The organism is Tropicibacter sp. S64 (genome assembly GCF_049803835.1).
In the GTDB taxonomy this organism is placed as follows: domain Bacteria; phylum Pseudomonadota; class Alphaproteobacteria; order Rhodobacterales; family Rhodobacteraceae; genus Pacificoceanicola.
On the sequence record NZ_JBNAGK010000007.1, the window covers coordinates 103,826 to 126,115 of the forward strand.

Genomic DNA, 22,290 nt, shown 5'->3' on the forward strand with positions numbered 1-22,290 from the left:
TATTCTGCCGCGCCTTGCCTTAAATGGTATCGTTTGTGTTGCGATCCATATAGAAAAAATCGCAAAGGTTGATCAATCGGTATCAGGTTCGGCTAAATCCGCGCTGTGATCTGAATCACCCCGGGCGCAACAAAAAAAGCCCGCGGCAACCGCGGGCTTTTCCAATTGTTCGGGGTTCGCCGGTTCAGACTTGCCGGACCGCGCCCTGTGCGGCGCTGGTGGTCAGCGCGGCGTAGGCCTTGAGCGCGGTGGTGATCTTGCGCTTGCGCGGCTTGGCCGGGGTCCACCCCTTCGCCTCCTGCGCCGCCCGGCGGGCGGCGAGAGTGGCGTCATCGACGGCCAGGTTGATGATCCGGTTCGGGATGTCGATCTCGATCAGGTCGCCATGCTCGACGAGGCCGATGGTGCCGCCCTCCGCCGCTTCCGGCGAGACGTGTCCGATCGACAGACCCGATGTGCCGCCGGAGAAGCGGCCATCGGTGACAAGCGCACAGGCCGCGCCGAGGCCCTTGGACTTGAGGTAGGAGGTCGGGTAGAGCATCTCCTGCATCCCCGGACCACCGCGCGGCCCCTCGTAGCGGATGATGACCACATCGCCCGCCTTCACCTTGCCGGTGAGGATGTCGTTCACCGCGTCGTCCTGGCTCTCGACCACATAGGCCGGGCCGGAGAACTTCAGGATGCTGTCATCCACGCCCGCCGTCTTCACGATGCAGCCCTGCTCGGCGAGGTTGCCAAACAGCACGGCGAGACCGCCGTCCTGGCTGAAGGCATGATCCTTCGAACGGATCACGCCCTTTTCGCGGTCGAGGTCCAGTTCGGGATAGCGGCGGTCGGTCGAGAAGGCCTGCGTGGTGCGCACGCCGCCCGGCGCCGCGGAGAAAAACTCGTGCACGGAGTTGGCATCGGTCTGCTTGACGTCCCAGCGGGCCAGCGCCTCGCCCATGGTTGGCGCGTGCACCGTCGGCAGGTCGCGGTGCAGCAGACCCGCCCGGTCCAACTCGCCGAGGATGCCCATGATGCCGCCCGCGCGGTGCACATCTTCCATATGGACGTCGTTCTTCGCCGGGGCGACCTTGCACAGGCAAGGCACCTTGCGGCTCAGCCGGTCGATGTCTTCCATGGTGAAGCCGACTTCGCCCTCGTGCGAGGCGGCGAGCAGGTGCAGCACGGTGTTGGTCGACCCGCCCATTGCGATGTCCAGCGACATGGCGTTTTCGAAGGCCTCGAAACTGGCGATGGAGCGCGGCAGGACAGAGGTGTCGTCCTGCTCGTAGTAGCGCCGGGCCAGATCGACGATCAGGTGGCCCGCCTCGATGAACAGCCGCTTGCGGTCCGCATGGGTGGCCAGGGTCGAGCCATTGCCGGGCAGCGACAGGCCGAGCGCCTCGGTCAGGCAGTTCATCGAGTTGGCGGTGAACATACCGGAGCAGGAGCCGCAGGTCGGGCAGGCGGCCTCTTCGATGGCCTGAACCTGTTCGTCCGAGTATTTGTCATCGGCGGCGGCAACCATGGCGTCGACCAGGTCGAGCGCCTTTTCCTTGTCCTCCCAGACCACCTTGCCCGCTTCCATCGGTCCGCCGGAGACGAAGACGACGGGGATGTTGAGCCGCATCGCGGCCATCAGCATGCCGGGGGTGATCTTGTCGCAGTTGGAGATGCAGACCATGGCATCGGCGCAATGGGCATTGACCATGTACTCGACGCTATCGGCGATGATTTCGCGCGAGGGCAGGGAGTAGAGCATGCCGTCGTGGCCCATGGCGATGCCGTCATCGACCGCGATGGTGTTGAATTCCTTGGCCACGCCGCCGGCCGCCTCGACCTCGCGGGCGACCATCTGGCCGAGGTCCTTGAGGTGGACGTGGCCGGGCACGAACTGGGTGAAGCTGTTGACGATGGCGACGATCGGCTTGCCGAAGTCGCTGTCGGTCATGCCGGTGGCCCGCCACAGGCCGCGCGCCCCGGCCATGTTGCGGCCATGGGTCGTGGTGAAGGAACGTAAACGGGGCATGGGTCTGCTTCCTTTCGCTGAACTTGGGGCACGTCATGCCATGCAACGGCAGGACTCCACAAGAGACAGGCGGCAAACGTGACCGGCTAGCGATGGTCATTCTGCGTGCCGTGCGCGATGGACCGGTGCCGATCCGCCCCCTGTCAGCCGATCAAGGCTTGCCAATGCCGCAGAAGCGCACCGGCAGAGCCGGGGGTGCCGGTCACCAGCAGGGTCCGGTCTGCGTTCGTGGCGGCGGCGATGACGGGCTCGCCGTGCTCGGCGGCAGCGAGCAGAACCAGCCTTGGCCCTGCGGCGCTGTCCTGCGGGAACCGGGGCAGGGCGTCGAGCTGGGGCAACAGGGCTTCGAGAAGCATCGTGAGCCCGTCGATCTGCGCGTCCTCGCCCGCCAAGGGAAACAGCAGCTCGCCCTCCAGCAGCGCGGCGGCGGTGACGACATCGCCCGCCGTGGTCGCGAAGGTCTCCAGCAGGCTGGCTGAGGCGGGCTGGCCACGGGTCAGGCCAAAGGCGGCGGCGATCCAGTCGACCGGCACGCCGCCTTGCCCCGGCGCGGGGGGCGGATCGGGCGGCATGCTGCGGACCGAGATAACGCTGCCGGTCGGACAGGTCCGCGCGACGAAATCCTTCACGGCATCGAGCGCCTGCCGCGCCGTGGCTTCATCCGGGGTGGAGGGAAAGCCGGTTTCGCCCGCTTCGGTCCGGTATCCGGAAAGCCGCCGCGCGGCGGCGGTGCAGGTCAGCCAGGGCGCGCCGTCCCGGAAGAACTCCAACTGGCGGGGGAGCACGGTGATGGCGATCTGGTCGTGGAGGAAGCGCAGCGCATCACCCGGGCCGCGCACCTTGCGATGGCCCGATGCCCCGACTCCGAAGGCCGCGGCGCGCCTCAGGGCGGCGCTGCTCATGTCGGCCCCTCACTTGTGTCCTGCGCGTCGAGAACCGTGCAGAACCTGCGGCCCTCCATGAGGACATCGTCAAGGTCCTGGTCCGGGGCGAAGACGCCGCACAGAACCTCGTCCGAGTTTGCCGCAATCCGGATGAACACCTGGCATCCGAGCGCATCCGCGACAACGGCGGTGGTGGGCAGGGGGGCGCCAATCGACAACGCCCGGCTAGCGAGGTCGCACAGGGCGTCGAGTTGCTCCTGCGGCCATTTCAGCGCCGAATCCCAGGCGAGGACCGAGCCCGCGGAGATATCCGCAAGCACCGCGATCTCGCATCCGGAGAGAGCCTGCCTGAAGGTTGAAAGCGCCGCGACTGTCATCGGTCCTCGAAGGTTGTCCGGGACAGTCTTGCCAGATCAGTCGTTAATTTGGCGTTTCGCGTGGTTTCTCAGGCGGAGGCTTCAGGCCGTACGGACACGCGCCGCACCCGCCGGGGAACAACGCGGCGGGGCACGACGCTGTCGGTTTCAGGCTCGGAGGGAGGCTGCACCTGCGGACGCGGCGCCGCCTGCCTTCCAGGCGCGCCGGTTGTGTCGACCGCGTCGAAGCGGACGGGATCCGCGTCGCAGCGGCGCAGGCCGAGTCCTTCGACCAGCTCCACGAGGCTTTCCACGAACAGATCGGCACCGCAGCGTTCCAGAACCTCGGGGTTCTCGGGATCGGCCATGGCCTCGGTCAACGAGATCGGCAGTGCCTTGCGGAACAACCCCTGCGTCTCGCGCCGTACCCGGGCGGTGACCCGGTCGCGATCGGTGGCGGATTGCAGCGTGTCCATGCGGGTGATCAGCAGCAGGCTGTTGTCATGCAGGCGTGCGGGCAGGCTCTCCCAGAGGGCCGCCTCGGACTGCCGCCAGGCCTGCGTCGCGGGGGTGCACCAGACCACGCCGTCGATTCGCGCCAGCATCCGGTCCCAGATGTCCTGCGGCATGTTCGGATCGGAGGTGCCGGGCATGTCGATCACGTCGCAAAACTCCAGCACCTCGGCATCGAGGAGGATGCGCACGGCCTGCGTCTGCTGATGCGAAACCCGGGTCAGGTCCTCTGGGTCGATGACTTCCTCCGCGCCGGAATTGTCCACCCGCATCACGCATTGCGGGCCATGGGCGTACCAGACCGGCGGCAACTGCGTGGCGGTGACCTTGACCGGCGAGACGGTCTGGCCGAGCAGGAGGTTGGCGAGGGTGCTCTTGCCCGCGCTGAACTCTCCCATGAGCGCGATGCGCGGGCGGCGGTTTGCGTTGGAGCAGTCCTGCTGGGGCGAGGGGGCAGCGTTCATCGGCTGATCTCCATTCAGAAGCCCGCCTGTGGTGCGGGGCGGGACAGGATTCGGGCGGATTGCGGCAACGTCAGCGGCGGTGTCTCGGTCTCGGCCGGGCTCGCGGTCCCGGCCATGTCGAGCAGGATGCGCCGGTGCGAGGCGAGGAAGCCGGCGAGGGTCTCGATCATGGCGTCCTCGAACTGCTGCGCGTTCTCGGAGACCAGCCGGTTCAGGATCGGCTGGGTCTCGCTCTGGATCAGCTGGGCGAAGTCGTCGGCGCGGGCGGCGTGGCCCTTGCGGCGCCGCCAGAACCGCGACCACCAGGTGCCGCGCAGGTCGAGCGCGATGGTCTGGCCCAGCACGACCGGCGGATCGGGCTGCGGCAGCGGCGGCGGGGCCATCTCGGGCTTCGCGCCCTCGAGGTCGAAGGCCTCGTCATAGAGGGCGCTGATCCCGGCGGCGGCCTCGGCCATGCTGGCGGTGCCATGTTTGGCCACGGCATGGACATAGCGCTGATAGCTGGAGCGCAGCAGGACGCGCAGACCGCAGGGATCGTAGGTCCAGACTTCCATTTCGCCGTAGGTTTCCAGATGCTTGACCGCCGCCTCCGCGGCACGGGCGACGAAGGTCTGTCGCGATGCGGATATGCGCTCGACCAGGGACTCCTGCACCGGCACCAGACCGGAAACCAGCCGCGATCGGGCCGCCTGCTCGATGGCGTCGAGGCGCGCCGCCAGGGTCGCCGCATCCATCCGGCACCCGCCGCCGGTCCGGGCCTTGCGGGCGATGGTCGCGGCGGCGGTGCGGCTCTGGTCGAGGTTCCCGGCCTCGGCCTCGATCTCCTGCAGGATCTGCGCCCCGGCGCCTTCGGCCACCCGCTCGGCGATGGCGACGCCAAGCGCCCCGACGCCGGACAGGTGCCAGACCATGTCCTCCAGCGTGTCGAAAGGGTTCTCCTCACCCACCTGGGACTCGGCCCAGTTCAGCAGCGATTCCGCGCTGGCCTGGCCCAGCCCCTCTATGCCGCCGCTCAGCGCCTCGCTGGCCCATCGGCCGCACCCGAAGATGATCTGCGCGTCCGAAGGACCGCCGTGCTTGCGCAGGGTCTCGACGATGCTGGCGCGGATCTCCGGCACCTCGCGGGTCGGATCGCGCAATTCGTCCATTCGGTTGACGAAGATGATCACGTCCCGCGACGCGACGTTGGAAATCATCCGGATCAGCGCCAGGTCGACGGAGGTCAGCGCCTGCGTCGCCGACAGCACCATCACGCAAAGCCGGCTGCCGCGCAGCGCGTTGATGGTGATCTGCTCGCGGATCATGAAGGTATCGTTCACCCCCGGCGTATCGCGGATGCACAGGTTGACCGGCAGGCCGGGCTGCTCGAACCACAGATCGGCGGTGCGGGTGATGTCGGCGAAGCGGCCCTTCTTGTCGTCGCTCCCGGCGCTGTCCCAGAAGTCATCGCCGAGACAGACGTACCGCTCGATCAGCTCCGCGTCGAAGTTGTCGTAGTCGTGCGACTGACCGAGCAGCAGCTCGAAACGATTGCCCAGACGTTCGCGGGACTTCTCGCGCATCGCCTCGAGCTGGGCCCGCACCTTGCCAAGCTCGTCATCCGCACCGGCGCGGCTCGCCAGCTCGCCCATGCGCCCGCCGCGTTGCACGAGGTGGCTCCATTCCTCCTCGGTGAAGAACTGGAAACGGGCGTTGCGGGTGCGGCGGCGCGCGCCTTTGTGCAGGTGAAGCGCGGTGACCACCGAGGTCCAGGGGTTCACGTCGGCGGGCAGAAGATCCTGCCATCCCGTCATGGCGTTGACCAGCGTGGTCTTGCCGGCCTTGACCTGCCCGATCATCGTCACGCTTGGCTCGAAAGCGTGGATGCGGCGGCGCAGGGCGCGGGCCTTGGAGGCGATGGCGGCGGTCTCGGACGCGCCGATGGCCTTCAGCCGCGCATCGAGCGCCGACAGTCGGTCTGCCAGCGGGCGAAAGCCACTGTAGGTGGCTGCCAGAAGGGCGGCGGTGTCGTCCTGCAGGTCCTGCATTGCGTTTTCCCCCTGATCACGCGGCCAAGGCCGTTTCAATGTCCTGGCGCACCTGAGCCAGCAGCGCCGCGGCGTCGGTGCCCGCTGCGGTGCCGCCTTCCATGCCCATGAGCAGGGTCAGCTCCCCCGCGTCACGCAGGCTCGTGTGGAGCCCGGGCCAGCTTTCGACAAAGGCCGGTTCGTCCTCGGCCAGGTCCAGCAAGTCGTCGAAGGTCTGCTGAACCGCAGGCAGAAGCGCATCCGCGCTCACATTCCCGGTGCCATCCGTTAGCACCAAACGGGCGGCTTGCCGGGTGCGGTGAAACAACCGCGACAGGACAGCCCGGGCTTCGGCGGGCACAACCTGGGGTGCCGGGTCGGCAGGTCCGCACAAATCGGGATGCGCCGGGGTTTCGACCGGGGCCTGAACGGGCGCAGGGTCGGTCCGGGTGACAGGGCGCGCGACCGGGAGAGTGCCGTATTTTTCGATGAGCCAGGCGGCCGCGTCCTTGTCCTCCGCCCGCGCCTCGCCGATGATCTCGCCAAGGTGCCGCCGAAGCGCGTCCGCGGACGGGATCAGCAGCGCCGCACCGGGGGCATCCGACAGGGTGGGGCACCGAAGCAGCGGCACGCCTTCGGGAGGCTCCGGGACGGTGGCGGACTGCCCCGTGGCCACGATGAAGCCATGGTTCTTCAGGTTGTCCGGCGCACCGCGCCAGAGCGCCTGCTCGGCGCGGCTCCAGTCCCTGGTGCACCAGATCGCGATATCGCAGCGCCTTGCGGCCCAGGCCAATCCGGCCGCCATGTCCGCGGGCGAGCCGTCGGAAACCACGCAAAGCAGCGACATGACGCGCAGCGGTTCGAGCGACAGGGCGACCTCGGCAAAGGCCGCCTCCGGTGTGATCCGGACCGGCAGCGTCACGGGCGAGGTCTCGTTGTGTCCATCGGCATAGGTCAGTGACAGATCGTTCCGGCTGGCAAACCGCAGCAGGACCGGCGCGGTGAGCGTGCCCGGGCGGAATACGGCGGTCTGTGCCAGCGCGTGGACCACCGCCGTCTTGCCGGAGCCCGGCAGGCCGAAGACGGCCACGCGGACCGGGGTCTGCAACCGTTCGATCAGCGCCGCACAGCGGGCGGCGGCACGCGCCGGCAGGCTGTCCAGCGCGGCGATGGCCTGCAACTGCGCAAGCGGAGACGGCTGGGCGTTCATAGCGCGGACCCCCGTGTCAGCTGCGCGATGATGGCGTGGCACAGGCCGGACAGGCCGGCGAACATCGAGGCGGCCCCCGCCGGGGTCGCGGCACGCAGGGCGACCGGACTGGTGGCGGGCTCCGCATGCACGATCCTCGGCTTGATCACGATCAGCGCGGTGTTGTCCTGCTCGGGGGCATCGTGGCGCTCCACCGCTTGCATCAGCGCGCGCGCGATGGCCTGGCTCGGCGCGGCCCGGTGCCGCTCCAGAAGGTCGCGGAGCGCCTCGGGGCGCAGCGCCTCCAGCCCGTCGCTGGCGAGCAGCACGACGTCGCCGGGTTCCAGATCCAGCGCGGCCTCCGGGCAGTCGATCCGGTTGATCGCACCGCCCACGAGGGCCGAGGTCAGGCAGCTGCGCTGCGGATGGGCGCGCGCGGTTTCCGCGTCGATCTCGCCACGGCTCAACATCAGGTCGATCTGCGGCGCCAGCGAGTGGATCTCGTTCAGCCGCGTCAGGGTCCCGTCCCGGTAAAGGTAGAGTGCGGAATCGCCGATGGAGATCCAGCTGAGCCGGTCCTCCTGCACGAACGCCGCCACGACCGTGCCGCCCATGCCCTCCTGCCCGGTCCCTGCCTCGACCGCGTCACGCAGGGAGCGGTTGGCGGCGAGGATGGCCTGCCGCAACCGGCTGCGCAGCGTCAGCTGGTCCGGCGCGGCCTCGCGCCCGGTGAGGCTCATGGCCCGGAACACCTCCGAGACGATGACCCGCGACGCCAGGTCGCCGTCGTCGTGGCCGCCCATGCCATCGGACAGCACCGCAAAGCCGGTCTCGGCACCGTCGGCGAACTGCGCCAGCACCGCGTCCTCCTGGCGGTCGCGCCGTCCGAGGGCGATGGCCGTGGCGACATCGGCGGGGACGTCAGCCATCGGTGCCCCCCTCGCCCGCGCTCTCGGCCCAGCTGAAATCCGGACCGCACAGCGCGGTGAATCGCAGCGTGGTCTTGCCGACGCGGATCAGGTCGCCGGTGGCAAGCTCGGTGGTCGAGACCAGCGGCTTGCCGTTGAGACGGACAAGGTTGGACTTGCCGCCGTGGCCGATCAGGATGGTGTTTTCCTCCTCGTCATAGGCAATGGCGGCGTGGTTGTCGCGCGAGATGGCATCGTCGCCGAAGTCGAGCGGGATGCTCTGGTCCGTGCCGCGCCCGATGGTCGAAAGCCCTTGCGCCAGGGTGAAGGCCTGCCCGCGTCCCGGGCCGTCTACGATGACCAGCCAGCCGATCGGGCAGGTGATGGACCGGCCTGCCGGCGTGACCTTCTCCGCGGCAAAGACGTCGGGTTCCGCCGCGTCCGTGTGGAAGCCGAGCAGCCGCGTCTTGACACGCCCTCCGCGCGCCGGGGCCAGCGCCGGGACCGCGGGCACGACTGGTTCCTCCATGACCAGCGGCGGAGGCGCCTTGGGCGCCATGACCGCATCTTCGGGCGCGGAGACCGCCTGCGGCGGCGGGGCGGCAGGCGTTTCGGGGTCGATATCCCAGATCCTTGGGCGCGAGAGTGTCGGTGCGGCCCGCTCTGGCGCGGCCGGAGCCGGGACGATGGCCTCGGGCGTCTGCGCGGGCGCTGGGGCCGCTGCGGCATCGGCGGTCTCCGGGGCCTGGGCCGGCTCCGCCGGGCGCAGCTTCAGAAGCTCTGAACCCATCGTCGGGCGCGGCGCTTCCAGTTCCCACTTCGGCACCTCCGGCTCGACCTTGGACTGATCGACGAGGCTCGACCGGCCACCGGGGCTGATGTCCTGCAACAGGGATTCCACCAGGGCGCTGTCCGATGGCGGCGTGCGGGCGCCATCGCTCTCCGGGGCGGCAAGGCCGCCCGAGGGTCGGCGGCGCGCGATGATGTTTCGAAAGCTCGACATGCTCAGTCCTCCATTGGCTGCAAGACAGCTGGATTGTTGTTTCTGTGACGCGATCCGAAGAGGTCCCGGATCCAGTATCCGAAGCCGCCCGGTTTCTGCGCCGAACGGTCCGCCTCGGCCGCCGCGGCAGCCGCTGCCGCCTCCAGACGAGCGGCCTCTTCGGCCTCGCGCCGCTTCTGCGCGGTTTCCCGTTCGATCTCCGCGCGGATCTGTTCCAGTTCCTCGTTGATCCCGGCCCAATAGGCCCGCTCCGCCGCACGCTGGGCCTCCAGTGGGTCCGGCACCGCCTGCACGGCGGCGCGACCGCGCGGACCGTCGGGCGCGGTCTCCTCGATGTAGCTCGTGGTCTCGGTGACGATCTCTGAGATGCGTTTCTGCATGTCATCGCTGATCAGCGGTCCGGCGCCCTGCACCGGGGCGCTGCGTCCGGCGATCATGTCGATCCAGTCGTCGGCGGTGCGCAGCCGGTCCTTGGCGAAGAGGCTCAGACAGGCGTCGACCGCCTGAAGGAAGGCCATGTCATAGCCGGGGATCTTCCCGGCGATCGGGATATAGGGGTCGGTCATGTTCTGCGCCACGGCGGCCAGCCGGATGTTGCTGTTTGGCGGTGCACGTCCGACGATCAGGTGATGCACCGTTGCGGCCAGCGCATAGAGATCGCTGGATTTTTCCTGTGCGCTTCCGGCGAGATAGAATTCCTGCGGCGAGTAGCCGTCCTTCACGGTGTGGATGCGCGAGAGCACCCGCGTTGCCCGCGCCGCATCCTCGCGCGCGGCCCCGAAATCAATCAGCACCGGCATCCCGCCGGGGGCCAGCAGGATGTTGTCCGGCGAGATGTCCCGGTGCAGCATGTCGTTTTGATGCACGTAGCTGAGCGCGTTGAGCAGGTGTTCGACGATGCGGGTCACCTCCGGCGGCGTGAAGCGCTCCGGTTCGGTTTCCAGCAGGTCGAAGAGGTCCGGGCCCTCGATGAAATCCATCGCCATGTAGGCGGTGCCGTTGTCCTTGAAGATCTGGTGGACGCCGACGATGTTCGGGTGGCTCAGCTGCGCCAGCGCCCGGGCCTCGCGTTCGAAAAGCGACACGACCCGGTCGAAATCCATCTCGTGCGAGACGGAGCGCAGGCGGACGGTCTTCTTCGTCCGGCAGCAGATGGCGCCGGGATAACACTCCTTGATAACCACCTTCCGGCCGAGGCTGTCATGCGCGAGATAGGTCACGCCGAAGCCGCCGGAATTGAGATAGCGCACCACCGTGTACTGCCCCTGGCAAAGCACGGTCCCCGGTGGCAACTCGTCGCCGACAGGCGGGACGCCGTTCGGCTCGGCGGTCATCAAGTCTTTCATCTGTGTCGAGCCTCCTTTGTCAGGGCGGAACAGGGCAGGGCTGCGGCGTTCGGGTCGGTGTCCAAATTCGTCACGCAATCGGGCGGAAAAGTGTCAGCCGCCGGGCAGTGATCCGACAAAAGGACTGAATGCTAGTATTTTAATTTCAAAAGAAATTTTATGAATTTTCCGGAAGAAAACACTTTGCGCCTTGCAGGCCTGGAGGTTGGCCTGCGTCCCGGGGGGCGGGCCAGGGAATGATCGCCCGGACTCCTGCGCAGGGTAGCGCGTGAGAAGCGCGGGCCTGCCGCGGATGTGCGACGACGATGCAACTGCGAGTGGAGCGCCGCCGGTCCCGGGTGGAGTTTACCGGAGAGACTGCAGAATGTGCCGCACCAGCCGCGCGTCGTCGGGGCGGGCAAGGCTGGGGGCATGGCCGCAGTCGAGTTCCGTGACGCCGGGCCGGGGGCCACGCTGGCGCATCAGGTCGAGCGTGTCCCGGGGCAGGACGTCCGACGTGCGGCCCCGGATGACGTGACAGGGCGTCGCGATGCGGGCGAAGCGGTCCCAGGAGGTCAGCTCGTGCCGCGAGGCGGTGAACTGGATGGTGATCCTCGGGTCGTAGTGCAGCGCCAGCCCGCCGGTCTCCAGCCGCCGGACCGAGGTGCGGGCCATCCGCCGCCAGTAGCCTTCCGGGGCGGGGCCGAAGGGCCGGTAGACCGCGCGCAGCCAGGCTTCCGCCGCCGAGACCGTGGCAAAGACCGGCGGGTCGCCGACGTAGGTCACGATGCGGTCGATGGCGGAGGCCGGGATTTCCGGGCCGATGTCGTTGATCACCAATGCGCTGAGACGGTCGGCCTGTGGTCCGGAGGCCAGCCGCATCCCGATCAGACCGCCGAGCGAGGTGCCGAACCAATCCGCCCGGTCGAAGCCGTAATGGTCCATCAGGTCCGCAGCGATCCCGGCGTAATACTCGATGGCGTATTCCGCCTCGGGATTGCGCGACCAGCTGGAGAGCCCGCGTCCGATGGTGTCCGGGCAGATCACGAAATACGCGTCCGAGAGCGCCGCCGCCACTTCGTCGAAGTCGCGGCCCGTGCGCGCCAGCCCGTGCCACATGATCAGCGGACGGCCCTCCGGCGCGCCCCATTCGGTGACGTGGATTTCGTGATCCATGACCGGGACGAGGGCGAAGCGCGGCGCGGTCATCGCGGTCTCTTCCAGGCCATGACAGAGCCGGCGATGCCTTTCGGGAAGAAATAGACCAGCAGGATGAACAGGATGCCGAGCCAGAACAGCCAGCGATCCGGCGCGAGCAGGTGCGGCAACACCGGCACCCCTGCCAGCGCCTCCGACGCCGCGCCCATCAGGTCGCGCAGGTAGTATTGCGCCAGGATCATCAGAACCGCGCCGATCACCGCGCCCCACAGCGTGCCCATGCCGCCGATCACCACCATCAGCAGGATGTCGATCATGATCGAGAAGGACAGGGCGGTCTCCGGGCCGGTGTACTTGAGCCAGACCGCGTAAACCGTGCCCGCCAGCGAGGCGATGGCCGCCGAGAGGCAGAACACCGCCGTGCGATAGGCCACGACGCGGTAGCCGATGGCCTCTGCCCGCGCCTCGTTCTCGCGGATCGCCTTGAGCACGGTGCCGAAGGGCGAGCCGACGAAGCGCAGCAGCACCGCGAAGAGCACCAGCGCGGCGGTGAAGACGAAGTAGTAGGCGGCGAGCTTGCCGTTCAGCTTGACGCCGAAGACCTCGACGACCTTGCCGGAGGCGTCGGTCAGCAGCTTGGTCGCCGGTTTGAACAGGTCCGGCGCCCTGTAGGTGATGCCGTCCTCGCCGCCTGTGATCTGCGAGAGCTGCGAGGCGAGAACCAGCACGACGGAGGCCGCCGCCAGGGTGATCATGGCGAAGAAGATCGCCTTGACCCTGAGCGACAGCAATCCGATGGCCACGGCGAAGACCAGCGAGACGGCCACGCCCGCCAGCGCGCCGAGCACGACGGGCGTCCAGCCCGGTCCCATGCCCTTGAGCAGGATCGCCGCTCCGTAGGCGCCGAAGCCGAAGAACATGGTATGCGCAAAGCTGACGATGCCGGTGTAGCCGATCAGCAGGTCGAAGCTGGCGACCAGCACGATGAAGATGCAGATCCGCGCCGCCACCTCCAGCGAGCGCACGTCCTGGAACAGGAAGGGCGCGAACAGCAGCAGCAGGCCGATCAGCGCGACCGCGGACTTGACGAGGCGTTCTCCCGGGTTCTGCATCATGCGCTCACTTCACCGCGGGGCGCAGCCCGTTGGGCCGCCACAAAAGGATCGCCACCATCAGGATCATGTTCGACGCCAGCGCCAGTTTCGGCGCGAGGAAGCCGACGTAGTTCGACATCAGCCCGACCAGGATCGCACCCAGCAGCGTGCCCTCGATGGAACCGAGGCCGCCGATGATGACCACGATGAAGACCACGATCATCAGGTCGGCGCCCATGTGGGGGGTGATCAGCGTCTCGTACCCGGCCCACATTGCGCCGCCGAGCGCCGCAAGGGCGGAGCCGAGCATGAACACCCCGACGAACAGCCGGTCGACCCGGTAGCCGAGCGATTCGACCATTTCGCGGTTTTCCACCCCGGCGCGGATCAGCAGGCCGATCCGGGTTCGGTTGAGCACGGCGTACAGCAACCCGAAGACCACCGCGCCGAGCACGAAGGCGAAGGCCCGGTAGATCTCGATCGAGACATCGCCGATGATCCACGCCCCTTCGAGGAAGTGCGGCCGGGCGACGGAGAAGGGCGTGCCGCCCCAGAAGGCGAGGATGGTCTGTTCCGCAACGATCATCGCGCCGATGGTGATCAGGATCTGGCGCAGGTGGTCGCGGTAGACCGGCTTGATGATCACGGTCTCGAAGAACCAGCCCGCGACGAGGCCAAAGGCGATGGCGGCGAGGTAGGCGGTGGCCAGCGCCATCGCGTTCAGCGCCCAGCTGTCCGCCGCCAGCCAGCCGCCCAGCCCGGCGAGGACGGTGGCGGAGACGAAGGCGCCGAAGCTGACGAAGGCGGAATGGCCAAAGTTCAGCACGTCCATCAGCCCGAAGACGAGGCTGAGGCCGGAGGCCATGAGGAACAGCATCATGCCCATGGCCAGCCCCGCGACCGTCAGCGTCACCCAGGAGGAGGGCGCACCGATCAGGACGAAGGCGACCACCGCCACCGCCAGGGGAAGCAGGTTGACCCCGCCGGCCCGGTCCAGTGTCGTCATGAAGGTACTCATCTCGATCTCCTCACACCGAAAGGCTCAGCAGCCGGTCCTGAAGGGCCGTGTCCGCGACGAAGTCCGCCATGCTGCCGGCATGGGCCACCCGCCCGTCGTCGATCACCGCCATGTCGCGTCCGAGGCTGCGGGCAAAGGCGAAGTTCTGTTCCACCAGCAGGATTGTCGTGCTTTGCGCGATCTCGCGGAACGCCTCCGCCATGGCATCGACGATGGCGGGCGCGAGGCCCTTGGTCGGCTCGTCGATCAGGATCAGCGCGCGCGGCTCGATGATGGCGCGGGCGACCGAGAGCATCTGTTTCTGCCCGCCCGAAAGGCTCCATGCCTGCTTGTCGCGGAATCGTTCCAGCGCCGGGAACAGGGCATGGATGCGGGCGAGGCGCGCCTTGTCGAAAGTGCCTTTCGCGGTGGCGAGGATCAGGTTCTCGTCCACGGTCAGCGTTCCGAAGATGCCCATGTTTTCCGGCACGTAGGCGATGCCCTTGCGGGCGATGTCGGCGGTGTGCAGCCCGGTGATGTCCTCGCCCCGGAACCACACGGAGCCGGGCGAGGGCGACCACAGGCCCATGATCGAGCGCAGCGTGGTCGTCTTGCCCGCGCCATTGCGGCCCAGCAGGACGAAGACGCCGCCTTCCGGCACGTCGAAACTGACGTCGTGCAGCACCGCGTACTGGCCGATGTCGGTCTTCATCGACCGGATCGAGAGCAGGCTCATGCTGCGCCCTCCGTGGCCGTGCCGAGGTAGACGTCGCGCACGATGCGGCTCGCCATGACCTCGGACGGCACGCCATCGGCCAGCAATTCGCCGTTGTGCAGAACGATGATCCGGTCGGCGAGGGCACGGACCACGTCCATCTTGTGTTCGACCAGCAGCACGGTCTTGGTCCGGTCCGCCTTGATCCCGGCGATCAGCTCCAGCACGTCAGGCGCGTGGTCGAGGCTCATGCCCGCCGTCGGCTCGTCGAACATGTAGACATCCGGCTCCATCGCCATCAGCAGCGCGACCTCCAGCTTGCGCTGGTCGCCATGCGGCAGGGTGGCGGCCGGCTGATGCGCGACCTTCGCCAGGCGGGCCGACTCGAGGTAATGTTCGGCCTTGCGTGTCAGCTCCCGGAACCCCGTGACCGGCCGCAGCATCCGCCAGCCGTCGCCCGAGCGGGCCTGCACGGCGAGGCGGATGTTCTCCAGCACGCTCAACTGCGGAAACAGGTTGGTCAGCTGGAAGGCCCGCCCCAGCCCGTGGTGCGCCCGCGCCGAAGGCGACAGGCGCGTGATGTCGGCGCCGTCCTTGAGAACGGCGCCGGAGGTGGCGGTCAGCTGGCCGGAGATCAGGTTGAAATAGGTGGTCTTGCCCGCGCCGTTCGGTCCCACGATCACCGTCAGTTCCCCAGGATGGAAGGCGCAGGAGACGGCGTTCACCGCCACATGGCCGCCGAAGCGGATCGTCAGGTCACGGGTCTCGAGGGAAGGGGCGGGCATCGGGTCTGGTCCGGTGAGTTGGGGCTCGGGGCTTGGCCGCGGCCAGGCGCGCGGGCCGGGCCCTTTTTGCCTCGCTGGCGGTGCGCGGCTCCCTCTCCCCCGGCGGGGGAGAGGGCTGGGGTGTGGGGGAGAGGGCTGGGGTGTGGCGGAGGCGCGTTCTCCGGGACGGGCGCTCAACCCTGGTTGTCGCGACCGAAGGGGATGTTCATCTCCTCCGCCGGGATGATCCGCACCTTTTCCGGGATTGCCCAGTCGACACCCTCGTCCACCCGGATCTTGAAGTGCAGCATGTCCTGCAGCGCCTGGTGATCCTCCGGGCGGAAGGTCATCTGGCCTTTCGGCGTCTCCCAGGACATCCCTTCCATGGTCGCGATCAGCGTCTCCGTCTCGTAGTCCGGTGCCTCCTTAAGCGCCTTCACCACGGCGAGCGCCGCCGACATGCCCCCGGCGGTGAAGAAGTCGGGCGGGCTGTCGAAGCGCTTCATGTGCTCCTCGACCAGCCAGGCGTTGATCGGGTTGTCGAAGGCCTCATAGTAGTAATAGACCGCGCCCTCCATGCCCGGGAACCGCTTGTAGGTCGGCAGCACCGGCAGGATATGCCCGCCCATGGAAATCTCGATGCCGTAGCGCGACGGGTCCATCGCCTGGATCTTGCCCGGCGCATCGCCGCCGCCGGCGATGTAGATCAGGATGACCTTGCGGCCGTCCTTGTCCTTCAACGCGTTGAACATGCGCTCGGCATAGGCGGTGAAGTCGGTGGTGCCCTGCGGGACGTATTCCTCCGTCACCACCTCGGCGCCGGAGCCGTCCAGCGCCGTCTTGAACGCGGCGATGCCGTCGCGGCCAAAGGCATAATCCTCGGCGAGGGTCGCCACGTGCAGGGTTTCGTCCGGTTGCAGGGCCAGAGCCTGCGCCTGCATGTCCATCGACGAATTGCGTGAAGTCTTGAAGACATACCGGTTGCTGTCCGGCCCGGTGAGGCTGTCCGCGACAGCCGGCTCGACGATCAGGATCTTCTCGTATTCCTCGGCAATCGGCAACATGCCCACGGTCACGCCGGAGGAGGTCGCTCCCACCGCCAGCAGCACGTCGTCATCGCCGTAGGCCTCGGCGAGCACCGCGCGGGCCACGTCCGGCTTGAACTGCGTGTCCTTGACGATCAGTTCGATGGGCCGCCCGTCGATCGCGTTCGTGCCCTCGGTGCCATACTCGATGCCCATCTCGAAGCCGGTCTGAGCCTGCTTGGAAAAAGCCTCGAAGCTGGAGCCGCTCAGCCCGTGGATGAGGGCGATCCTGATCGGGTCTTCCGCCTGCGCCGCCGTTGCCAGGGCCAGGCCCGTGAGCGCGGTTGCGACCAGTCGCTTGACGTATTTCATGCTATCCTCCCATCGTGGCAGGCGCGCCGCGTTGCATCCGCATCCGGGGTCGCCCTACTCTGCGCCCATGATCGCCGGGCGGCCCCGTGGAGGCAATATCGTGGAAATACGTATGGACGAAGCGTTCGAGACCGGCGATTTCGCGGCGCTTGCCTACGCGTTCGCCCCCGTTGGGCTCGTCATCACCGAGAACCGCGTGATCCGCGATTGCAACGCGGCCTTTGCGGAGATGTTCGAATACACCGCGGACGAGTTGCGAAACCAGGTGTTTTCCATGCTCTACCCTTCGGACGAGGAATTCGCCAACATTCGCGACCGAGGCGTCCGGCAGCTGCGCGAGACCAACACCTACTGGGACGAGCGGATCATGGCGCGCAAGAGCGGCACGCTGTTCTGGTGCCGCGTCCGGGGCCATTCCTTCACACCGGACGAGCCGCTGATGCGCGCGGTCTGGAGTTTCGCGGACCTGTCGGAGACTCGCCCATATGTGCCCCTGACGCGCCGCGAACGCGAGATCATCTCGTACCTGTCGGACGGGCTCACCAGCAAGGAAATCGCCGGCCGGCTGGAGTTGTCCCACCGGACGGTGGAGGTCTACCGGGCAAAACTGCTGAAGAAGTTCGGCGTGAGCAATTCGAGCGGGCTGTTCCAGTCCCTGGGCGGCATCGGCAGCGATCACGTGGTGTCACGGACCAAAGGTTGACTGTCCGGGCGCAGCCCGCTCAGGCAGTACAAACGTCGCGGTCGATCCGCGTGATGTTCGAAGAGCTGAAGCCTGAAAAATGGTGCCCCCACACGGACTCGAACCGCGGACCTACTGATTACAAATCAGTTGCTCTACCAGCTGAGCTATAGGGGCGACGGGGGCCTTCAGGGCCGCCGTGTGAGGTCGTTTAACCGAGGCGCACGCCAAGGGCAAGAGGCCTGATGGTTCAGGCCTTCGGCTTGCGGCGCAGGGGCGAGTCGCCGCCGCGGTTCAGCGGCTTTCCCTTGCCTTTCGGCTTGGCTGCGCCGGGGCGCTCGACGCGCTTCGACGGGTCGGCGGCGAAGGCGGGTTTGGGTTTGCCGCCGGGTTTGCTAGCCTCCTTGCGGAACGGCTTGTCACCATCCCGGGCAGGTTTCGCCCCGTCCTTGCGGAACGGCTTGTCGCCGTCTTTGCGGAACGGCTTCTTGCCGTCCTTGTCGAATGGCTTGTCACCCGCCCTGCGGAACGGCTTGTCGCCGTCTTTGGGGATGGGCTTGTCGCCGTCGCGGCGCGGTTTGTCACCGTCCCGATAAGGCTTCTTCTCGCCCTTGTCCCAGGGTCTGCCCTCGCCCTTTCCAAACTTGCCCTCGGGCTTCCTGCCGAAGCTCTTGCGCGGGGCGTCGTCGTCGCGGGCCGGGCGCTTGAAGGGGCGGCGGTTGTCGCCGTCTTCATCGCCGCGCGGCTTTCGGGGGCGCTCGCCGTCGTCCCGCTTGTGGAAGGGTTTTTCCTTGTCTCCGAACGTCTTGCGCTCGCGTGGGGCCTCGTCCCGCGGCTTGCGCGGGCGGTCTTCTCGGTCGTCACGGGGCGCCGGTGCCTCGGAGGCTTCGACGCTCGCCGGTCCGTCCTGAGCCTGTTCCCGCCGCGCACGCGGGCGGTCGCCGTCCTCGCGCGGACCCTTGCGGTGCGGCTTGCCGGGACCGGCGGGCTTCGGCCCGCGACGGGCGGAGGCGGCGATTACCGCCGGTTCGCCGTCCTGCCGGGTGGCATGGACTTCGTTCTCGAGGAGGCCATTCGGGCCAAGCTGGTTCTGGAAACCCTGCGCGGCGCTTTCGCGGATCTCGACGAAGGTTTCGCTGCCCAGCACACGGATGCGGCCAATGTGCGACTTGTCGAGGTTGCCGATGCGGCAGAGCAACGGCAGCAGCCAACGGGCCTCGGCGCCGCTGTCCCTTCCGACGCTGAGCGCATACCAGACGGCCGGGCCGAATTCCTCACGAGGGCCCGAGGATTTCTCGCCCGGCTTGTTCAGCTCCTCGGGGGCGGAAAGGTTGGCGCGGAACAGCCGCAGGCAGGCGGCGGCGACCTTCTCCGCCCCGTGCAACTCCAGAAGCGTCGCGGCAAAGGCGGCGTCCTGTTCCGGGATTTCCTCGTTCCAGACCGCATCGGACAGCAGGCGCTGCTCGTCGGCGGCGAGGATTTCCTCTGCGGAGGGCGCGAAGGTCCACTCGGCGTCGATCTTCGCCCATTTCAGCAGACGCTCGGTCTTCTTCACCGCCTTGTCCGGCACGATCAGCACGGAGAGCCCCTTGCGACCGGCGCGGCCGGTGCGGCCGGAGCGGTGCAGCAGGGCTTCGGTGTTGGTGGGCAGGTCGGCGTGGATCACGAGGCCGAGGTTCGGCAGGTCGATGCCGCGGGCGGCCACATCGGTGGCGACGCAGACGCGGGCGCGGCCGTCACGCAGGGCCTGCAGCGCGTGGCTGCGTTCGTCCTGCGACAGCTCGCCGGACAGGCTCACCACGGAGAACCCCCGGTTGGCGAACCGCGCGGTCAGGCGGGCGACGGCGGCGCGGGTGTTGGCAAAGACGATGGCGGTCTGCGCGTCATGGAAGCGCAGCAGGTTGATGATCGCGTGCTCGGTGTCATGCTGCGCAACCTGCACCGCCTGGTACGAGATGTCGGCGTGCTGTTCCTTGCCCGAGATCGTCGAGACGCGCACCGCGTCCTTCTGGTACTGCTCCGCCAGCTTCGCGATGGCGGGGGAGACGGTGGCGGAGAACATCAGCGTGCGGCGCTCTTCGGGCGCCTCGCCGAGCATGAACTCGAGGTCCTCGCGGAAACCGAGGTCGAGCATCTCGTCCGCCTCGTCGAGGACGATGGCGCGGATGTCCGACAGGTCCAGTGCGCCGCGCGTGATGTGGTCGCGCAGACGCCCGGGAGTGCCGACGACGATATGCGCGCCACGCTCCAGCGCCCGGCGCTCGGTGCGGGCGTCCATGCCGCCGATACAGGCGGCGATGCGCCCGCCGGCCTTGCCATAGAGCCACTCCAACTCGCGCTGCACCTGCATGGCCAGTTCGCGCGTCGGCGCCACGACCAGCGCCAGCGGCAGGGCGGGCGGGCCGAACCGGGCGTCCTCGCCGAGCAGCGTCGACGCGATGGCGAGGCCGAAACCCACGGTCTTGCCCGATCCGGTCTGCGCCGAAACGAGAAGGTCCGACCCTTTCAGATTGTCCTCCGTGACGGCGATCTGCACGTCGGTCAACTGGTCGAAACCGCGCTCGGCAAGCGCATCGGTGAGGGTGGAGATCATGGTGAGGGTGTCCGCGGCAGGGGGAGGAGTCGGAAAGAGACAGCCGATAGAGCAATCCCGTGCCGCTGTCCATCCATTCATTGCGCCCGGCGCGTCAAGGCCGGTCACACGGCGGCGGCGCACCCGCGAATCGCACGCGATTCGTCATTGGGACTCACACGGACGGATTTCGAATTGTGATCTGTATCACACTTGAATCATTGAATATTGTCTCTTTCGGATAGGGTTTGCCAGCCGCGGTTTTGCAATTCCCTTTCGCTGCCCGACGATCACGGAAACTTTTTGGTCCGCAGTTCGAATCGGTCTGTCGGCGTTTTGGCTGACGCTGCGGCAATCCTTCGCCAACCTTTCCAGACGGTTAATCGGACGTGCGGCGCTGAGCGAGGGCGCAGGCTTGACGTTGGCGCGGGCCACGTCAGCCGTGGCAAGCCTTTTTTTGAGAATTGTTTTCTTGCTCAGCGTGAAAATATCTACCTAAGGTTTATCACGCTAAGCGGGTATCGGCGTATCTGAATGAACGCTTTTACGTCTTCTCGACATGATAACAACAGGGACTCAAACACATGGTTTTGCTTACTCTTCCGCAGGGAGCCATCAATTGGAATGGCGGGCAACGGATGACCCTCAGGGCTGGCGACACCGCCACCTGCACGACGCTGAACGATGGTCAGCTTTACGCGGTCTTTATCTACAACTCGGCTCAGAATGCCACCAATGCCGACATCTTCGTCAACTGGTCGAACAGCCAGCCGCCGCAGAAGATCACCGTGCCGGGCACCACGGCGAACGCCGGTCTGGCCTCGCTCGGCTTCGTTTCGGGTTCGGACACCCAGACGGTCTCCGTCTCGATGCCGACGAATTCGCCGATGGGACAGGTGGAGATCTGGCTCGGCAGCGTCAGCATGCCGGTCAATACCGCCGGTCTCGACAATGAACAGCTGCCCTCGGACGGGGCGCCGCATCCGTTCGACAAGTACCGCCGCTATTACGCGGTGCCGACCGCTGCCTGGCACCAGCTCACCATCAAGAGCTCGGTGACCCAGTTCATTTCCGTGCAGTTCCAGAACGCCAAGGCCAAGGTCTTCGTGGTGAACGAGTCTTCGAACGGTCTGCTCGAAGGGCAGGTGGTCTCCATGGGGCCGACCGCCCAGTCCAAGGGCGTGGTCGAGCCGGTGACCTCGGCCATCCAGAGCATCATGACCCAGTTCCAGGGCAACGGACAGCAGTACGTCTGGATGAACGCCGACAGCGCCGACAATTCGGACGACGCGACGATCGCCATGCAATCCATCTGATCCGGCGGGACCTCCGCCGATCCGGACAAGGCTGGCGGGGTTGGGGCGCGGGAGCGCGCCCCGGCCCGTGCCCGATGCAGGAGACCGACGCTTCGACGATTGACTGGAACGATGGCCGTTTGCTGACGCTTCAGGCCGGCACATCCGCGCGCTGTGCCGCGCTGACCAAGGGAGAATTGTATGTCGCCTTGCTCTACAACACCGCCCAGCACGATCAGAATGCGGATGTGATCGTGGTCTGGAGCAACTCCTATCCGCCCCGCACCATCACGTTGCCCGGCACCACCGGCGACGCAGGCGTTCCGGCGATGGTCTTCGTCTCTGGCGACGACACGGAGTTCCTCACGATTTCGCTCGGCGCGACGAGCACGGCGACGGTGGCGGCGCTCATGGTCAGCGTCTCGATGCCCGCCAACACCAACGGGATCTCCGCCGGTCCGCTTCCCGCCGACGGGCAGCTGCACCCGTTTCAGAAGTATACGCGGTATGACGCGATCCCGGCAGCGGGCTGGTCGCAGCTCAGCCTGACCAGTCCGAAAACGCAATTTGTCAGCATCCAGATGAAGATGGCCGCGGCGGCGGTGCGGGTGCTGAACGTGAACAGCGTCGGCCTCTATGACGGACAGCTTAACAAGGTCGGCCCCACGGCCCAGACCAAGGGCGTGGTCACGGTCCAGAAGATCGCCAAGCAGAGCTGGTCCACCAACACCGTGCAGGGCAACGGCCAGACGGTGGTGTGGATGGCGGCGGACAGTGCGCCGAACGCGGCGGATGCGCAGATCGCCCTGCAAGGCCTCTCGGTCCTGCAGGCGCTTTTCGTCACGGGGGCACGGGGGCTTCGCGCCATGGCCCGGCCGCTTGGCCTTTCGCGGCTCTTCAAGGGGCCCGGCAACTCGATTTAGGGCCTTGGCGCCGCAGCGCGTCCGGCCAGAC

General features: G+C 67.3%; 19 protein-coding genes and 1 tRNA gene. 3 read left to right on the forward strand and 17 right to left on the reverse strand.

The window, feature by feature from the left end; translation table 11 throughout:
- Positions 1 to 184: 184 nt before the first annotated feature.
- The 15 genes from ilvD to ACP159_RS12880 form a co-directional block, all read right to left on the reverse strand.
- Positions 185 to 2,014: a dihydroxy-acid dehydratase gene (ilvD, locus tag ACP159_RS12810; protein ID WP_425100117.1), complete on the reverse strand. Its 1,830-nt coding sequence runs from the start codon at positions 2,012 to 2,014 to the stop codon at positions 185 to 187.
- A gap of 143 nt (positions 2,015 to 2,157) precedes the next feature.
- A complete protein-coding gene (locus tag ACP159_RS12815; protein ID WP_425100118.1) occupies positions 2,158 to 2,916 on the reverse strand; it encodes a hypothetical protein in 759 nt (252 codons plus the stop codon).
- Positions 2,913 to 3,275, reverse strand: coding sequence for a hypothetical protein (locus tag ACP159_RS12820; protein ID WP_425100119.1), 363 nt, complete (start codon positions 3,273 to 3,275; stop codon positions 2,913 to 2,915). The genes ACP159_RS12815 and ACP159_RS12820 overlap by 4 nt, the downstream gene beginning before the upstream one ends.
- A 68-nt stretch (positions 3,276 to 3,343) precedes the next feature.
- The gene (locus ACP159_RS12825; RefSeq protein ID WP_425100120.1) at positions 3,344 to 4,231 is read right to left on the reverse strand and encodes a dynamin family protein; all 888 of its coding nucleotides are present in this window, start codon (positions 4,229 to 4,231) and stop codon (positions 3,344 to 3,346) included.
- 14 nt (positions 4,232 to 4,245) lie between these two features.
- Positions 4,246 to 6,258 (reverse strand): dynamin family protein, encoded by a 2,013-nt coding sequence (locus ACP159_RS12830; protein ID WP_425100121.1) that lies wholly within the window; start codon positions 6,256 to 6,258, stop codon positions 4,246 to 4,248.
- 16 nt (positions 6,259 to 6,274) lie between these two features.
- Positions 6,275 to 7,447 carry a hypothetical protein gene (locus ACP159_RS12835; protein ID WP_425100122.1) on the reverse strand — a complete coding sequence of 391 codons (1,173 nt, stop codon included), beginning with the start codon at positions 7,445 to 7,447 and terminating at the stop codon, positions 6,275 to 6,277.
- Positions 7,444 to 8,355 (reverse strand): PP2C family protein-serine/threonine phosphatase, encoded by a 912-nt coding sequence (locus tag ACP159_RS12840; protein WP_425100123.1) that lies wholly within the window; start codon positions 8,353 to 8,355, stop codon positions 7,444 to 7,446. Before ACP159_RS12840 ends, ACP159_RS12835 begins: the two co-directional genes overlap by 4 nt.
- Positions 8,348 to 9,337 (reverse strand): FHA domain-containing protein, encoded by a 990-nt coding sequence (locus tag ACP159_RS12845; RefSeq protein WP_425100124.1) that lies wholly within the window; start codon positions 9,335 to 9,337, stop codon positions 8,348 to 8,350. Before ACP159_RS12845 ends, ACP159_RS12840 begins: the two co-directional genes overlap by 8 nt.
- Positions 9,338 to 9,339: 2 nt before the next feature.
- The gene (locus tag ACP159_RS12850; RefSeq protein ID WP_425100125.1) at positions 9,340 to 10,683 is read right to left on the reverse strand and encodes a serine/threonine-protein kinase; all 1,344 of its coding nucleotides are present in this window, start codon (positions 10,681 to 10,683) and stop codon (positions 9,340 to 9,342) included.
- 345 nt (positions 10,684 to 11,028) lie between these two features.
- Positions 11,029 to 11,871, reverse strand: coding sequence for an alpha/beta fold hydrolase (locus ACP159_RS12855; protein ID WP_425100126.1), 843 nt, complete (start codon positions 11,869 to 11,871; stop codon positions 11,029 to 11,031).
- Positions 11,868 to 12,935 carry a branched-chain amino acid ABC transporter permease gene (locus tag ACP159_RS12860; protein WP_425100127.1) on the reverse strand — a complete coding sequence of 356 codons (1,068 nt, stop codon included), beginning with the start codon at positions 12,933 to 12,935 and terminating at the stop codon, positions 11,868 to 11,870. The genes ACP159_RS12855 and ACP159_RS12860 overlap by 4 nt, the downstream gene beginning before the upstream one ends.
- 4 nt (positions 12,936 to 12,939) lie before the next feature.
- Positions 12,940 to 13,932: a branched-chain amino acid ABC transporter permease gene (locus tag ACP159_RS12865; protein WP_425100128.1), complete on the reverse strand. Its 993-nt coding sequence runs from the start codon at positions 13,930 to 13,932 to the stop codon at positions 12,940 to 12,942.
- 10 nt (positions 13,933 to 13,942) lie between these two features.
- On the reverse strand, positions 13,943 to 14,647 hold the full coding sequence (locus ACP159_RS12870; protein WP_425100129.1) for an ABC transporter ATP-binding protein: 705 nt from the start codon (positions 14,645 to 14,647) through the stop codon (positions 13,943 to 13,945).
- On the reverse strand, positions 14,644 to 15,411 hold the full coding sequence (locus tag ACP159_RS12875; RefSeq protein WP_425100130.1) for an ABC transporter ATP-binding protein: 768 nt from the start codon (positions 15,409 to 15,411) through the stop codon (positions 14,644 to 14,646). Before ACP159_RS12875 ends, ACP159_RS12870 begins: the two co-directional genes overlap by 4 nt.
- A gap of 173 nt (positions 15,412 to 15,584) precedes the next feature.
- Positions 15,585 to 16,787 carry a substrate-binding domain-containing protein gene (locus tag ACP159_RS12880; protein WP_425100131.1) on the reverse strand — a complete coding sequence of 401 codons (1,203 nt, stop codon included), beginning with the start codon at positions 16,785 to 16,787 and terminating at the stop codon, positions 15,585 to 15,587.
- Between the two features lie 112 nt (positions 16,788 to 16,899).
- On the opposite strand from ACP159_RS12880, the gene ACP159_RS12885 reads away from it, so the two are divergent.
- The gene (locus tag ACP159_RS12885; RefSeq protein ID WP_425100252.1) at positions 16,900 to 17,490 is read left to right on the forward strand and encodes a helix-turn-helix transcriptional regulator; all 591 of its coding nucleotides are present in this window, start codon (positions 16,900 to 16,902) and stop codon (positions 17,488 to 17,490) included.
- Between the two features lie 80 nt (positions 17,491 to 17,570).
- Here the strand turns inward: ACP159_RS12885 and ACP159_RS12890 are convergent.
- Positions 17,571 to 17,646, reverse strand: a tRNA-Thr gene (locus ACP159_RS12890).
- Between the two features lie 73 nt (positions 17,647 to 17,719).
- The gene (locus ACP159_RS12895) at positions 17,720 to 20,062 is read right to left on the reverse strand and encodes a DEAD/DEAH box helicase (protein WP_425100132.1); all 2,343 of its coding nucleotides are present in this window, start codon (positions 20,060 to 20,062) and stop codon (positions 17,720 to 17,722) included.
- A 617-nt stretch (positions 20,063 to 20,679) separates the two neighbouring features.
- Here ACP159_RS12895 and ACP159_RS12900 point away from each other — a divergent pair.
- Complete coding sequence (locus ACP159_RS12900; protein WP_425100133.1) at positions 20,680 to 21,357, forward strand: hypothetical protein; 678 nt, start codon at positions 20,680 to 20,682, stop codon at positions 21,355 to 21,357.
- Positions 21,358 to 21,431: 74 nt separating this feature from the next.
- Entirely contained in the window at positions 21,432 to 22,259 is an 828-nt protein-coding gene (locus ACP159_RS12905) for a hypothetical protein (protein WP_425100134.1), read from the forward strand.
- The last annotated feature ends 31 nt before the right edge of the window (positions 22,260 to 22,290 follow it).

Bases quoted from the DNA above. Each gene is read 5' to 3' on its own strand.
- ACP159_RS12845 (WP_425100124.1), bottom strand. From the start codon at position 9,337: ATGTCGAGCTTTCGAAACATCATCGCGCGCCGCCGACCCTCGGGCGGC.
- ACP159_RS12875 (WP_425100130.1), bottom strand. From the start codon at position 15,411: ATGCCCGCCCCTTCCCTCGAGACCCGTGACCTGACGATCCGCTTCGGC.
- ACP159_RS12895 (WP_425100132.1), bottom strand. From the start codon at position 20,062: ATGATCTCCACCCTCACCGATGCGCTTGCCGAGCGCGGTTTCGACCAG.
- ACP159_RS12880 (WP_425100131.1), bottom strand. From the start codon at position 16,787: ATGAAATACGTCAAGCGACTGGTCGCAACCGCGCTCACGGGCCTGGCC.
- ACP159_RS12820 (WP_425100119.1), bottom strand. From the start codon at position 3,275: ATGACAGTCGCGGCGCTTTCAACCTTCAGGCAGGCTCTCTCCGGATGC.
- ACP159_RS12905 (WP_425100134.1), top strand. From the start codon at position 21,432: ATGCAGGAGACCGACGCTTCGACGATTGACTGGAACGATGGCCGTTTG.
- ACP159_RS12855 (WP_425100126.1), bottom strand. From the start codon at position 11,871: ATGACCGCGCCGCGCTTCGCCCTCGTCCCGGTCATGGATCACGAAATC.
- ACP159_RS12885 (WP_425100252.1), top strand. From the start codon at position 16,900: ATGGACGAAGCGTTCGAGACCGGCGATTTCGCGGCGCTTGCCTACGCG.
- ACP159_RS12835 (WP_425100122.1), bottom strand. From the start codon at position 7,447: ATGAACGCCCAGCCGTCTCCGCTTGCGCAGTTGCAGGCCATCGCCGCG.
- ACP159_RS12825 (WP_425100120.1), bottom strand. From the start codon at position 4,231: ATGAACGCTGCCCCCTCGCCCCAGCAGGACTGCTCCAACGCAAACCGC.
- ACP159_RS12830 (WP_425100121.1), bottom strand. From the start codon at position 6,258: ATGCAGGACCTGCAGGACGACACCGCCGCCCTTCTGGCAGCCACCTAC.
- ACP159_RS12860 (WP_425100127.1), bottom strand. From the start codon at position 12,935: ATGATGCAGAACCCGGGAGAACGCCTCGTCAAGTCCGCGGTCGCGCTG.
- ACP159_RS12870 (WP_425100129.1), bottom strand. From the start codon at position 14,647: ATGAGCCTGCTCTCGATCCGGTCGATGAAGACCGACATCGGCCAGTAC.
- ilvD (WP_425100117.1), bottom strand. From the start codon at position 2,014: ATGCCCCGTTTACGTTCCTTCACCACGACCCATGGCCGCAACATGGCC.
- ACP159_RS12865 (WP_425100128.1), bottom strand. From the start codon at position 13,932: ATGAGTACCTTCATGACGACACTGGACCGGGCCGGCGGGGTCAACCTG.
- ACP159_RS12815 (WP_425100118.1), bottom strand. From the start codon at position 2,916: ATGAGCAGCGCCGCCCTGAGGCGCGCCGCGGCCTTCGGAGTCGGGGCA.
- ACP159_RS12900 (WP_425100133.1), top strand. From the start codon at position 20,680: ATGACCCTCAGGGCTGGCGACACCGCCACCTGCACGACGCTGAACGAT.
- ACP159_RS12850 (WP_425100125.1), bottom strand. From the start codon at position 10,683: ATGAAAGACTTGATGACCGCCGAGCCGAACGGCGTCCCGCCTGTCGGC.
- ACP159_RS12840 (WP_425100123.1), bottom strand. From the start codon at position 8,355: ATGGCTGACGTCCCCGCCGATGTCGCCACGGCCATCGCCCTCGGACGG.